The 12,725-nt window shown below is 71.0% G+C and carries 11 protein-coding genes; 6 read left to right on the forward strand and 5 right to left on the reverse strand.

Annotated elements, in window-relative coordinates; translation table 11 throughout:
- The 4 genes from NP777_RS23200 (at position 1) to qcrB (ending at position 5,368) form a co-directional block, all read left to right on the forward strand.
- Complete coding sequence (locus tag NP777_RS23200) at positions 1–1,026, forward strand: carbohydrate ABC transporter permease (RefSeq protein WP_256652098.1); 1,026 nt, start codon at positions 1–3, stop codon at positions 1,024–1,026.
- A gap of 17 nt (positions 1,027–1,043) precedes the next feature.
- On the forward strand, positions 1,044–1,958 hold the full coding sequence (locus NP777_RS23205) for a carbohydrate ABC transporter permease (protein ID WP_256652099.1): 915 nt from the start codon (positions 1,044–1,046) through the stop codon (positions 1,956–1,958).
- A 74-nt stretch (positions 1,959–2,032) separates the two neighbouring features.
- A complete protein-coding gene (locus NP777_RS23210) occupies positions 2,033–3,439 on the forward strand; it encodes a GH1 family beta-glucosidase (RefSeq protein ID WP_256652100.1) in 1,407 nt (468 codons plus the stop codon).
- A 246-nt stretch (positions 3,440–3,685) separates the two neighbouring features.
- Positions 3,686–5,368, forward strand: coding sequence for a cytochrome bc1 complex cytochrome b subunit (qcrB, locus tag NP777_RS23215; protein ID WP_391858556.1), 1,683 nt, complete (start codon positions 3,686–3,688; stop codon positions 5,366–5,368).
- A 197-nt stretch (positions 5,369–5,565) separates the two neighbouring features.
- On the opposite strand, the gene NP777_RS23220 is transcribed toward qcrB, so the two are convergent.
- From NP777_RS23220 to NP777_RS23230, 3 genes are all read right to left on the reverse strand, one after another.
- Positions 5,566–6,618 carry a chitinase gene (locus NP777_RS23220; protein ID WP_256652101.1) on the reverse strand — a complete coding sequence of 351 codons (1,053 nt, stop codon included), beginning with the start codon at positions 6,616–6,618 and terminating at the stop codon, positions 5,566–5,568.
- 138 nt (positions 6,619–6,756) lie between these two features.
- Positions 6,757–8,151 (reverse strand): sensor histidine kinase, encoded by a 1,395-nt coding sequence (locus NP777_RS23225; protein ID WP_256652102.1) that lies wholly within the window; start codon positions 8,149–8,151, stop codon positions 6,757–6,759.
- Positions 8,148–8,861, reverse strand: coding sequence for a response regulator transcription factor (locus NP777_RS23230; RefSeq protein WP_210951160.1), 714 nt, complete (start codon positions 8,859–8,861; stop codon positions 8,148–8,150). The genes NP777_RS23225 and NP777_RS23230 overlap by 4 nt, the downstream gene beginning before the upstream one ends.
- Positions 8,862–8,903: 42 nt before the next feature.
- On the opposite strand from NP777_RS23230, the gene NP777_RS23235 reads away from it, so the two are divergent.
- On the forward strand, positions 8,904–9,488 hold the full coding sequence (locus NP777_RS23235) for a hypothetical protein (protein WP_256652103.1): 585 nt from the start codon (positions 8,904–8,906) through the stop codon (positions 9,486–9,488).
- Between the two features lie 50 nt (positions 9,489–9,538).
- Here the strand turns inward: NP777_RS23235 and NP777_RS23240 are convergent, their stop codons facing one another.
- Positions 9,539–10,429, reverse strand: a complete 891-nt coding sequence (locus NP777_RS23240) for a spermidine synthase (protein WP_256652104.1) — start codon at positions 10,427–10,429, stop codon at positions 9,539–9,541.
- Positions 10,430–10,469: 40 nt separating this feature from the next.
- Entirely contained in the window at positions 10,470–11,045 is a 576-nt protein-coding gene (locus NP777_RS23245; RefSeq protein WP_256652105.1) for a hypothetical protein, read from the reverse strand.
- 204 nt (positions 11,046–11,249) lie between these two features.
- Here NP777_RS23245 and NP777_RS23250 point away from each other — a divergent pair, with 204 nt between their 5' ends.
- Positions 11,250–12,722 carry a tetratricopeptide repeat protein gene (locus NP777_RS23250; RefSeq protein ID WP_256652106.1) on the forward strand — a complete coding sequence of 491 codons (1,473 nt, stop codon included), beginning with the start codon at positions 11,250–11,252 and terminating at the stop codon, positions 12,720–12,722.
- Positions 12,723–12,725: the final 3 nt, after the last annotated feature.

Genomic DNA, 12,725 nt, shown 5'->3' on the forward strand with positions numbered 1-12,725 from the left:
ATGACCGCACCTTCCGGTTTCACCCCTGATACGGCCGCGCCCCCCGCAGGGCAGGGGGGCGCGGCCCCGCGCGCCGCGACCGCGCCGGCGCCCGACCCGGCCGAGCAGCGGCGCCGCGACCGGCGCAGCCGCCGCTACCGCTGGGATGTGCGATGGAGCCCGTACGCCTTCGTCGCCCCCTTCTTCGTCTTCTTCGCCGCCTTCGGCCTCTTCCCGCTGCTCTACACCGGGTGGGCCTCGCTGCACCAGGTGGAGCTCACCGACCCCACCCATATGGAGTGGGCGGGGTGGCACAACTTCTCCAGGCTGTGGGAGGACGAGTTCTTCTGGAAAGCGCTGCGGAACACCTTCACCATCGGGGTGATCTCCACCGTTCCGCAGCTGATGATGGCTCTCGGGATCGCGCATCTGCTCAACTACCGGCTGCGCGCCTCGATGTTCTTCCGGGTGGCGATCCTCACCCCGTACGCCACCTCCGTCGCCGCCGCCACGCTGGTGTTCGCGCTGCTCTTCGGGCGTGACTACGGCATGGTCAACTGGTCTCTCGGGCTGGTCGGACTGGACGGCATCGACTGGCAGAACGGCACCTGGACCTCGCAGATCGCGGTCTCCACGGTCGTCATCTGGCGGTGGACCGGTTACAACGCGCTGATCTACCTGGCCGCCATGCAGGCCGTGCCGAACGATCTGTACGAGTCGGCGGCGCTGGACGGGGCCTCGCGCTGGAAGCAGTTCCTGCATGTCACCGTCCCTTCGCTGCGGCCCACCATCCTCTTCACGGTCGTCGTCTCCACGATCGGGGCCACTCAGCTCTTCGGTGAGCCGCTGCTGTTCAACACCGCGGGGACGGCCACCGGCGGCGCCGATCACCAGTACCAGACGCTCGGCCTGTACATGTACGAGCAGGGCTGGGTGAATCTGCACCTCGGCCGGGCCTCCGCCATCGCCTGGACGATGTTCCTGATCCTGCTGCTGATCGCCGCGGCCAACGCGCTGTTCGCGCGGCGGCTGCGAAAGAGCCAGTGAGCGAGACGAGGAGAACCATGAGCGCCACTGTCTCTTCCCGGCAGCCACTCGATCCGGCGGCTCCCGCGCGCACCACTCCGCGGGGCGGAAAGGGCCGCGGCCGAGCGGGCAGGCAGCTGCACGGGGGCAAGATCACCTACGCCGTGCTGATCCTGTTCACCATAGGCTCGCTCTTCCCGCTGGTGTGGACCGCCATCGCCGCCTCCCGCACCAACACCCGGCTGGCCCAGACACCCCCTCCCCTGTGGTTCGGCGGCAACCTCTTCAACAACCTGGACAAGGCGTGGAACGGCGCCAACATGGGCACCGCGCTGCTCAACACGACGGTGGTGGCGGGCACGGTCGCGGCGTCGACCGTGCTGTTCTCGACCGTCGCGGGCTTCGCCTTCGCCAAGCTGCGCTTCCGCTTCAAGAACATCCTGCTGATGCTCACCATCGGGACGATGATGGTGCCGCCCCAGCTCAGCGTGGTGCCGCTGTACATGATGGTGGCCAAGCTGGAGTGGACCGACCAACTCCAGGCGGTCATCGTGCCGACGCTCGTCAGCGCCTTCGGGGTCTTCTTCATGCGGCAGTACCTCTCCCAGGCGCTGCCGACCGAGCTGATCGAGGCGGCGCGGATGGACGGCGCGAGCAGCCTGCGGATCATCTGGCATGTCGTCTTCCCGGCGGCGCGTCCGGCGATGGCGGTGCTGGGGATGCTCACCTTCGTCCAATCGTGGAACGACTTCTTCTGGCCGTTCATCGCGCTCACGCAGAACGGCAACCCGACCATGCAGGTGGCCCTGACCGGTCTGAGCCGGGGGTACACCCCGGATCAATCTCTGATCATGGCGGGGGCGCTGGTGGGCACCCTGCCGCTGCTGATCGCCTTCGTCCTCTTCGGCAAGCAGATTGTGGGGGGCATCATGCAGGGCGCGGTCAAGGGCTGAGCGCCCCGCGACCACCGCTCCGTCCTCCCTCCCCATTTCTTCCCCTCCCCACGACCTCGAATGGGAGCGCTTCCATGACTCTTACCTTCCCGCCCGGATTCCTGTGGGGAGCGGCCTCGGCCGCCTATCAGGTCGAGGGCGCCGCCCAGGAGGACGGCCGCACTCCCTCCATCTGGGACACCTTCAGCCACACCCCCGGCAAGGTGCTCGCCGGTGACACCGGTGATGTGGCGGTCGACCACTACCACCGGTTCCGCGAGGACGTCCGGCTGATGGCGGAGCTGAACCTGGGGGCGTACCGCTTCTCGGTGTCCTGGTCACGGGTGCAGCCGACCGGCCGGGGACCGGCCGTGCAGCGCGGGCTCGACTTCTACCGCTCGCTGGTGGACGAACTGCTGGGCGCGGGCATCCAGCCGGTGGTCACCCTCTACCACTGGGACCTGCCCCAGGAGCTGGAGAACGCGGGCGGGTGGCCGGAGCGCGAGACCGCCGAGCGGTTCGCCGAGTACGCGGGCATCGTGGCGGAGGCGCTGGGCGACCGCGTCGAGTTCTGGACCACCCTCAACGAGCCGTGGTGCAGCGCCTTCCTGGGCTATGGCTCGGGGGTGCACGCCCCGGGCCGCACCGAGCGGCTGGCCCCGCTGCGCGCCGCCCATCATCTGAACCTCGCCCATGGCCTCGGCGCCCAGGCGCTGCGCGCCGCGCTCCCCGCCCGCGCCCAGCTCGCCATCAGCCTCAACCCGGCCGTGGTCCGGCCGCTCACCGACAAGCCCGAGGACCTGGACGCTCAGCGCCGTATCGACGCGCTGGCCAATCGCGTCTTCACCGGGCCGCTGCTGCGCGGTGCGTACCCCAGCGACCTGATCAAGGACACCGCCTCGATCACCGACTGGTCGTTCGTCCGCGATGGCGATCTGGCCGTCATCAAGCACCCCCTGGACGCGCTGGGCATCAATTACTACACACCGTCATTGGTATCAGCCGCCACCGACAACGACGGCTCGCCCGCCCGCCACGACGGCCACGGCGCCAGCGCCCACTCCCCCTGGCCGGGCTCGGAGCAGGTGGCGTTCCACCAGACCCCGGGCGAGCGCACCGAGATGGGCTGGACGATCGACCCGAGCGGGCTGCACGACCTGCTGATGCGCTACAGCCGTGAGGCGCCGGGCGTACCGCTGTACATCACCGAGAACGGCGCCGCGTTCGACGACAAGCCGGACGCGGAGGGCGCGGTCCACGATCCACGGCGGATCGACTACCTCCAGGCCCATCTGGCCGTGGCCCACCAGGCCATCGCGGACGGCGCCGATCTGCGCGGCTACTTCCTGTGGTCGCTGATGGACAATTTCGAATGGGCGTACGGCTACAGCAAGCGCTTCGGCGCGGTCTACGTCGACTATCCGACGCAGGCCCGGGTGCCGAAGTCGAGCGCCCGATGGTACGCCCGGGTGGCCCGCTCCGGAGAGCTTCCGGCGGCCTGACCGGGGCCCGCGTCCGCGGCGCCGCCCGCTGGGGGGCGGGCGGCGCCGCGGACGGCGGTGAAGGCGGGCAGGCCGCGTCACGGACGGCAGTGGGGGTGGGCAGGCCGCGTCACGGACGGCAATGGGGGAACAGGCACCCGGGCGCAAGCCGGTCGGCGCGTTCTTCCTTCAATGGGGTTACGCCGTGACCCACCCGGCGGAAGGGCGCGGTCATCCGTGGAGAATGCCTGGTAAACCCATTGAGACATGAGAGCATTTCCGGAGCGCCGGCAGAGGTTCCGCGATGAGCCATCCGGTCGGCGCGCCCCCGCCGGAAAAGGCGAGGCCCTCGCCGGCTGGTTCGACGGCCGGGTGGGCCTGTTCAAGATGGCCAAGGCCAATCTGCGCAAGGTCTTCCCCGACCACTGGTCGTTCCTGATCGGCGAGATCGCCCTCTATACGTTCATCATCATCATTCTGACCGGGGTCTATCTGACCCTGTTCTTCAAACCGGCGATGAACGAGGTGGTCTACGACGGCCGGTGGACGCCGCTGAGCGGCATCCGCATGTCGCAGGCGTACGAGTCCACGCTGCACATCAGCTTCGATGTGCGCGGCGGACTGCTGATGCGGCAGGTCCACCACTGGGCGGCGATCGTCTTCATCGCCAGCATGATCGTCCATATGATGCGGACGTTCTTCAACGGCGTCTTCCGCAAACCGCGCGAGATCAACTGGCTGTCCGGCGCCGGTCTGCTGATCCTCGGGATGTTCGACGGCTTCATGGGCTATTCACTGCCCGACGATCTGCTGTCCGGCACCGGTCTGCGCTTCATGGAGGGCGCGATTCTGTCGATCCCGATCGTCGGCACCTATCTGTCGTTCTTCTTCTTCGACGGCCAATTCCCGGGATCGGCGATCGTGCCGCGATTGTTCACGGTGCATGTGCTGCTGATTCCGGGCATCATGCTCGGGCTGCTGGCGCTCCATATGATCCTGCTCGTCTATCACAAGCACACCCATCATCCGGGGCCCGGAAAGAAGAACATGAATATCGTGGGGCCACCGCTGTGGCCGGTCTATGTGGCCAAGTCCGGCGGATTCTTCTTCCTGGTCTTCGGCGTCACCACCCTGATGTCGGCCATCGCCCAGATCAATCCGGTGTGGTCCTATGGCCCCTACCGCCCCGACCAGGTGTCCACCGACGCCCAGCCCGACTGGTACATGGGCTATTCCGAAGGGCTGATCCGGCTGATGCCGGGCTGGGAGATCAATCTCTGGGGCCACACCCTGGTGCTCGGGGTGCTGATCCCCTTCCTGGTCTTCCCCACGGTGCTGCTGGTCATCTGGCTCTATCCGTTCCTGGAGGCGTGGATCACCGGGGACAGACGCGAGCACCATCTCAACGAGCGGCCACGCAACGCACCCACCCGAACCGCCTTCGGCGCCGCCTGGATCGCCCTCTACGCGGTGCTGCTGGCGGGTGGCGGCAATGACCTCATCGCCACCCACTTCCAGCTCTCCATCAACGCGATCACCTGGACCTGCCGGATCGCCTTCTTCGTGGCACCGGTCGTGGTCTTCGTCATCACCAAGCGGATCTGTCTCGGCCTTCAGCACAAGGACCGGCAGAAGCTGCTGCACGGCCGTGAGAGCGGCATCATCCAGCGGCTGCCGCACGGCGAGTACGCCGAGGTGCATGAGCCGCTCTCGCCCGGGGAGAAGTACACGCTGACCGCGTATGAGCAGTATCTGCCGCTGGAGCTGCCGCCGTCGGTCGACGAGGCCGGGGTCGCCCGGAAGCTCTCCTTCAAGGAGCGGCTGCGGGTCTCGCTGTCCCGGAGCTACTTCGGCCGCGACGGCCAGGTCGCCAAGCTCACGAAGGAGCAGGTGGCGGAGCACGAGGAGCATGCGACGGAGGAGCGGGCGGAGGAACCGCAGCGGCCCTAGGGGGTGTCCGGCGGGGCTTGACGCCTGCGGCGGGGAGGGGAAAGACCCTCCGGACACCCCGTGGGACGCCAGGGCACCAGGACGCCAGAACGCGGAAACGGCGGGGCGCGGTGGGTGGGGGATTCCTTCCGCGCCCCGCCGTGTGGGGGGTTTCCGTGGGGGGTGGCGAATGCGGGGCTTATACGGCTACGCCGTCGTCAGCCGTTGTAGGCGCCGAATGCCTTGGTGAAGGCCAGCTCCTCCTGGTCGATCGAGCTGCAGGTCGGCGACGCGGTGTCCTGCGGGCTGGGGCACTGCTTGTCGCGGGTCGCGGACCACATCGACAGCCAGGCCAGGCCCTTGGACTTGGCGAACTCCACCACCTGGGAGGCGTCGTCGACCTTGAATATCTCGTTCTTGACGTCATTGACGCCGATCATCGGGGTGACCGCGACGGTCTTCCACGCCTCGTCGTCGCTCAGCCCCAGCGCGTCCTTGATCTGGCCCTGGGTCGCGGTGGCGGCGTCGATCGCGTACTGGCCCATGTCGCCGTCGAAGGACGCGCCGTAGTCCATCGCCATGATGTTGACGGCGGAGACCTTCACGCCGTTCTTCTTGGCGTCGGCGACGAGGTCGACACCGTCCTGGGTGAGGCCGGTCGGAAGCACCGGCAGGGTGAAGGAGACATCCAGGTCCGAGTGCTGCTCCTGCAGCTTGGCTATCGCCTGGGCACGGCGGGTGTTGGCCTCCTTGTTCGGAAGCGCGCTGCCCTCGATGTCGAAGTCGACCTTGGTGAGCTTGAGGGCGTCCACGACCTTGCCGTAGGCCGCGGCGAGCTCGTCCGCCGAGATGCAGGCCAGACCCAGCTCGGAGCCGGAGGCGCCGCCGAAGGAGACCCGGACGTCGCCGCCCTTCGCGCGCAACTGCTCGGTCTGCTTGGCCACCTCGTTGTCACCGACCTCGGTGACGCCGCCCCACTTGGGGGTACAGCCGCCACCGGAGGTGATGAAGGCGAGGTTGAACTCCTTGACGCCGGTCTTGTCGGCGGTGCCCACCATGTCGTAGGCGGGGTAGAGCGAGGTGTCGATGTACGGGGCGAAGCCGCCCGCCGCCGCGGCGGGCTTCTCGGAGGCGGAGGTCTTCTCGGAGATGGTTCCCGCGTTCGCCGCCCCGCTGAGCGCGAACGCCGTGCCACCGGCCACGAGGGCGGCGACGGTCGCGCCGATCACCTTGGTGGTCCGGCTCGCCTTGCGACGGTGCGTGCTGCTCATCAGGTGCCTGCCTTCGCTGTACGGATGTGGGGGGTGATGGTGCGGGCGACACGCTAGCGAGGGGAAGTCGGACAAACGGCAGGATCCGTGCACCGGCCACGGATCTTATGGCTGCCTTAAGGAACCCATCGGAGGCGATTAATGCTCCGCGGGCTCCTTGGTCCGGCTGCGGCCCCGGGTCCTCTTCTTACGGCCGCGCCGCCGCTGCCCCGGGTCGGCGGAGCCGGCGCCGTTCAGCGAGAGCCACACCCGTACCTCGGTGCCGCCCAGCACGGACCGCCCGATCCGCAGATCGCCACCGGTGGACTCCGCGACCCGGCGCACGATGTCCAGGCCGAGGCCGGTCGAGCCGGGGCCGCCGTCGCCGTGGCCCCGGCGGAGCGCCGCGTCCGGGTCGGCGATGCCGGGGCCCGCGTCGGAGACCAGGATGATCACGCTGTCCTCGCCGTTGTGGACGTCCACCGCGAGCGCCGTGCCCTCGGGGGTGTGCCGGAAGACATTGCCGAGCAGGGCGTCCAGCGCGGCGCCGAGTTCGGGGCGGGCGACCGGCACCCTTACGGTGCGGTCGACCCCGGCCAGTCGCACCGTACGGTCCTCGTCCTCGGCGAGCGCGGACCAGAACTCCATCCGGTCCCGGATCACCTCGGAGGCGTCACAGCCGGAGGGGGTGTGGGTCTTCTGCTGGCGGGCGGTGCGGATGATCTGGTCGACCTCGCCCTCCAACTGGGCGACGGCGGCGCGGGTCTGGTCGGCCGCCGGTCCCTCGCCCAGCGAGGCGGCGTTGAGGCGCAGCACGGTCAGCGGGGTGCGGAGCCGGTGGGAGAGGTCGGCGGCCAGCTCGCGCTCACCGGCCAGAAGCTGGACCACCTGGTCGGCCATGGAGTTGAACGCGGCGGCGGCCGCCCGGAGTTCGGCCGGGCCGTCCTCCGGGACGCGCACCCCTAGCTCGCCCCGGCCCAGGTCGTGGGCGGCCTCGGCGAGCCGTCCGGCGGGACGCACCAGCCGGGTGCCGAGCCGGTCGGCGATGGCCACCGCGCCGACGATCAGTGCGAGGCCGACGCCCGCGAGCACCAGCCAGGACGTGGTGACCCCGCTGGTGACCACGGTCCGCGGGACATACACCTCCACGACCGCGACCTGACCGCTGCTCAGCGCGGTCGGCTGGAGCAGTGCGTAGCCCCCGGGGGCGTCGGACACCGAGGCGCGGCCGAGCCGCCGCGCGGTGGCCAGCTCGCCCTTGGGCGCCCGGCTCTTGCCCAGGTCGTAGCCGCTCCCCCGCTCCCCCGGCTCATCGGGGACGTGCACCGCCATCCGGCCGTCCCCGCCCGCCTGGGTGCTGGCGACCGCGCGCTGCAGCCGCGCCCGCTCGGTGGTGATGGCGAGCGCCGGGCCGATGGTGGCGGCCTGCCGCTCGGCGTCGGCGAACGCCCGGTCCCGGGCCAGCTCCTTGACGACGAGTCCGAGCGGTACGGCGAAGGCGACCACGACCATCGCCGTGACCGCCAGACAGACCTTGACCAGGGCCCATCTCACGTGTGCTCCGCCGGGGGCTCCAGTTTGACGCCGACCCCGCGCAGCGTATGGAGATAGCGCGGCCGGGCGGCCGTCTCGCCCAGCTTGCGGCGCAGCCAGGACAGATGGACGTCTATGGTCTGGTCGTCCCCGTACGCCTGCCGCCAGACCTCGGCGAGGAGTTCCCGGCGCGGCACCACGACACCGGGCCGCCCGGCGAGATAGGCCAGCAGGTCGAACTCGCGCCGGGTCAGATCGAGCGTCATGCCGTCCAACTGGGCCTGACGGCGCAGCGGATCGACGGCCAGCCCGCCGACCCGGAGCACCGCCGGGGGCGCCGCCGCGCCGCCCGGCTCGCCCGCCCCGCCCCCGCGCGCACGGCGCAGCACGGCGGTCATCCGGGCGGAGAGATGGGCCACGGAGAACGGTTTGACCAGGTAGTCGTCGGCGCCGTCGTTGAGCAGCCGGACGATCTCGCCCTCGTCGTCACGGGCGGTGGCCACGATGACCGGCACATCGGTGATGCCGCGCAGCATCTTGAGCGCCTCCGCCCCGTCCAGATCGGGCAGGCCGAGGTCCAGGATGACGACGTCGAATCCGATCTGTGCCACCTCGCGCAACGCCTCCAGGGCGGTGCCGACGCTGCGCACGGTATGGGACGCCTCGGTCAACTGCCGTATGAGGGCTGAGCGCACGAACTGGTCGTCCTCGACCACAAGCACACTTGCCATGGGCGGCACCGTACGCCATTCGGGTGAGGCAAGATGAGGAAGATGCAAAGAGGTCTGGTCCAATGTCTGGCCTGGGTGCTGGCGACCGGCGCCGCGGTCACGCTGTCGTGGTACGGCGTGCGGACGGTGCTGACGGGTACGGCCTACGATCCGCCGCGCGCACTGCCGATCGCGAACGGCTCCGGGTCGGCGAACGGCGCCTGGTCCTCCTCGACGCATCGCCCCAAACCGCCCTCGCCCTCGGCCACTTCACCGTCCTCGCCGTCCTCGCCGTCCTCGCCCTCGCCTCCCGGGGCGGACGCGGGGTCCGATGGGGACAAGGGCGAGGAGTCCGGTTCGGCCGGGAGCACCCGGAAGCCGACGCAGAAGCCGTCCCGGCGGGAGTCGGCGCGGCCGGAGGAGAGCGGGCAGGTGCGCAGCTATCCGGTCAAGGGCGGCCGGGCGGTCTTCGACATCCGGGCGGCGTCGGCGGATCTGGTCTCGGCCACACCGGACGGCGGATGGCAGATGCGGGTGTGGAAGCAGAGCGAGTGGATCCGGGTGGACTTCGTCTCCGGGGCGGACACCACCACCGTCTTCTGCACCTGGCACGACGGTCCGCCCCAGGTTCGCATCGACGAGCACTGAGCGCTTCGCCGGCACTCCCCTGGCCCGCCGTCGATCGTGCCGGTCTGCGGTCAGGCGAAGACGGCGGGCGGTGGGGCCGGGGAGGGGGCGGCGGTCGCGTCGGTGACCGGGGCCGCGCCTCCGGTGAAGTCCGCGAGCGCGCGGCCGTGTTCGACCCGGGCGGGGTGCGGATCGCCCGCGGCGCGGCGGGTGAGCTCGGCCAGCGGCAGCTCGCGGTCGGCGGCCAGCAGCACGGCGTTGCCGAAGCGGCGGCCGCGCAGCAGGGCGGGGTCGGCGGTCAGACACACCTCGGCGAACGCGGCGCGGGCGGTGGCGATCTGGGCCTTCAGATGGGCCAGCGGCGGACCGTCGGCGAGATTCGCGGCGTAGCACCCGTCGGGGCGCAGGGCGCGGCGCACCTCGGCGAGGAATTCCGCGCTGGTGAGGTGGGCCGGCGTACGGGCCCCGCTGAAGACATCCGCGATGATCAGATCCGCCCAGCCGTCGGGCACCTTGGCGAGCCCGGTCCGGGCGTCCGCGCCGCGCACCCGTATCCGGTCACCGGGGTCCAGCGGCAGCTCACGCCGGACGAACTGGACGAGCGGGGCGTCGATCTCGATGATCTGCTGGGTGGAGCGGGGGCGGGTGGCCGCTATATAGCGGGCGAGGGTGAAGGCGCCGCCGCCCAGATGGACCGCGTGCAGCGGGCGGCCGGGAGGGGCGGCGAGATCGGCGACATGGCCGAATCTGCGCTGGTACTCGAAGTCGAGATACGCGGGGTCGTCGAGGTCCACATGCGACTGCGGCTTGCCGTCGAGCAGCAGCGTCCAGCCGCGCGGCCGGTCCCGGTCCGGCACGAGTTCGGCGAGCCCCCCGTCGACGGATGCGGTGACCGGCTCGGGGCTGCGTCCCCGCGCCGCTCCGCGCCCGCGCGCGGCTCGCTTGTTCGTGCCTTTCGCCATGTGTCCCAGTATGCGGCCGACCACTGACAGCCCCCGGGGCTCACTGGCAGCGGTCGACTGCCTCGATCATGCGGGCCGCCTCACCGAGCGCCGCCCGGAGCTCGGCGGGGTCGGTGGCGACCGTGTACGCCGCGTGGGGCGGCACCAGCCAGCCGGTGCCGATGCCCGGCGGGGCCTCGTTCCCGGCCGCGCCGGATCCGCCGTCTCCGGACGCGGTGTCCGCGGACGCGCTGTCTGCGGACACCGTGTCGCCGGACGCGGTGTCTCCGGACTCGTTGCTTCCGTAGGGGAGGTCTCCGAATGCGGAGTCTCCGGTTCGGGTGTCTCCGGCCTCGGCGGGGGTGCCGGCACCGGAGCCGATATTTATCCGGATCCCACGCCCGGATGTCTGGGTACACGCCGAGCCCGGCAGGTCCCAGCCGTCCGCCGTGCCGGGCGGGACCAGGAAGCCGAGGGTGTCGCAGGCGTTGTCATGCAGGACGGGACCGAGGCCGTCGCACGCACGACGCATGATGTCCACCGCCTCCAGCCCCTGGCGGGCGGGCACGGTGACGAGATCGCAGTCCTGGCGCTGGGGGTGGTGCTGAGCAGTCGTCCGTGAGCGGCTGGTATCCACTCCGGCCTCCCTCTTCATCGGGTAGCACCTGATTCAACGCGCTGCGGCGTCAACGGCTACGGCCGAATGCCGCCGTAAAGGATGGCAGTTCATGGCAGATCGTGGGCGAGACGTCAGGTTTGCCGGAAATCTCCGAGTGTCGTGGATCGCACAGCCGGTACGGTTCTCCCCCGCCCACCTGGCATCACCAAGGGAGAGGCTCAGATGACGCCGCTTCCAGAGCCCCCGCCACCCCGGCCGAACACCGCGTTCCGCCGACTGCGCGGACAGCTCTCGCCCTCCGAGTTCGCGGCGTCCGTGCGTCGCGCGGCCCGTGAGATCGGCGAGCAGGTCTCCTGCGACGCCCGCTATATCGGCCGTGTCGAGTCCGGGGCGATCCGCTGCCCCAACTACGCGTACGAGCGGGTCTTCCGCCATATGTTCCCCGGCCGCACCCTTACGGATCTCGGCTTCGCCTCCCGTGAGTCGGTGCGCGGCCACCAGGCGCGCGGCCCCGCGGGACTTCCCGCCCCCGTGCCCGTGCCCGTACCCGGACCGCGCCCCGGGCCCTGCGAGCCCCAGGGCAAGGGATCCGTCGACATCTTCGAGGAGAGCGAACTGCTGCGCCGCTCGTTCATGGCCGGTGGGGCGGCGGCCGCCGCCGTGGCCGCCGCGCCCCGGGCCGGGACGCCGCCCCGGCGGGCGGGGCGGCGGGTCGGCGAGGCCGAGGCGGCGGCCGTGGAGGAGGCCGTACGGCGGATCCGGGTGCTGGACGACCGGCACGGCGCCGACCCCCTCTACGCGCACACCGCCAAACCGCTGAGCGCCGCCTACGCGCTGCTCGACGCGGGCGGCTACAGCCGCTCGATCGCCGAGCGGCTCTTCGCGGGCGCGGGCGAACTGGCCATCTCGGTGGGCTGGCTGGCCCATGACTCCGGGCGGCTGTCCGACGCGCGATCCCACTACGCCGAGGCCCTGGCCACCGCGCGGGTCTCCGGCGACGCCGCCCTGGAGGCGCACGCGTTCTGCAACACCGCCTTCCTCGCCCGCGACGCCGGGCACCCCCGCGAGGCCGTGAGGGCGGCGCAGGCGGCCCAGCGGGTCGCCGAGCGGCTCGCCTCGCCACGGCTGCTGTCGCTGCTCGCGCTGCGCGAGGCCGGGGGGCTCGCCTGGCTGACCGACCGGGGCGGCTGTGAGCGGGCGCTGCTGCGCGCCCGGACGCTGTTCGGGCGCGGACCCTGCGACGCCGACCCCGAGTGGATGAGCTTCTTCGGGGAGGCCGAACTGGAGGGTCTTGAGGCGCAGTGCTGGTCGGCGCTCGGCGACTGGAAGCGCGCCGTGGAGCACGCGCGGCGCGCGGTGGCCCTCCAGAACCCCCACTTCACCCGCAATATCGCGCTGTTCACCACGGAGTTGGCGAGCGATCTGGTGGCGGGCGGCGCGCCGGACGCGGCCGCCGCCTCGGCCGGCCGGGCGCTCGGCCTGCTGGACCAGGTGAAGTCGTCGCGGATCCGCCGGATGCTCGACGACACGGCCCGGATATTGCGTCCTTACGGTCGCGATGCGGCGGTCGCCGACTTCCTCGCCCGCTATGAGACGGCCACCGCTCGCCCCGAGGCCGCCGTGCGCCCCGAGGCGTCCGCACGTCCCGGGGCCCCCGCCCGCCCCGAGCCGGCCGGCCGCACCAGTCCGGTCTGACGC

The sequence above is a fragment of the Streptomyces rugosispiralis genome (genome assembly GCF_024505145.1).
Taxonomy (GTDB): Bacteria; Actinomycetota; Actinomycetes; order Streptomycetales; family Streptomycetaceae; genus Streptomyces; species Streptomyces rugosispiralis.

What these genes read in the sequence shown, in the direction of transcription:
- NP777_RS23210 (WP_256652100.1), top strand. Translation starts at nt 2,033, where the DNA reads ATGACTCTTACCTTCCCGCCCGGATTCCTGTGGGGAGCGGCCTCGGCC.
- qcrB (WP_391858556.1), top strand. Translation starts at nt 3,686, where the DNA reads ATGAGAGCATTTCCGGAGCGCCGGCAGAGGTTCCGCGATGAGCCATCC.
- NP777_RS23205 (WP_256652099.1), top strand. Translation starts at nt 1,044, where the DNA reads ATGAGCGCCACTGTCTCTTCCCGGCAGCCACTCGATCCGGCGGCTCCC.
- NP777_RS23250 (WP_256652106.1), top strand. Translation starts at nt 11,250, where the DNA reads ATGACGCCGCTTCCAGAGCCCCCGCCACCCCGGCCGAACACCGCGTTC.
- NP777_RS23200 (WP_256652098.1), top strand. Translation starts at nt 1, where the DNA reads ATGACCGCACCTTCCGGTTTCACCCCTGATACGGCCGCGCCCCCCGCA.
- NP777_RS23240 (WP_256652104.1), bottom strand. Translation starts at nt 10,429, where the DNA reads ATGGCGAAAGGCACGAACAAGCGAGCCGCGCGCGGGCGCGGAGCGGCG.
- NP777_RS23235 (WP_256652103.1), top strand. Translation starts at nt 8,904, where the DNA reads ATGCAAAGAGGTCTGGTCCAATGTCTGGCCTGGGTGCTGGCGACCGGC.
- NP777_RS23220 (WP_256652101.1), bottom strand. Translation starts at nt 6,618, where the DNA reads ATGAGCAGCACGCACCGTCGCAAGGCGAGCCGGACCACCAAGGTGATC.
- NP777_RS23230 (WP_210951160.1), bottom strand. Translation starts at nt 8,861, where the DNA reads ATGGCAAGTGTGCTTGTGGTCGAGGACGACCAGTTCGTGCGCTCAGCC.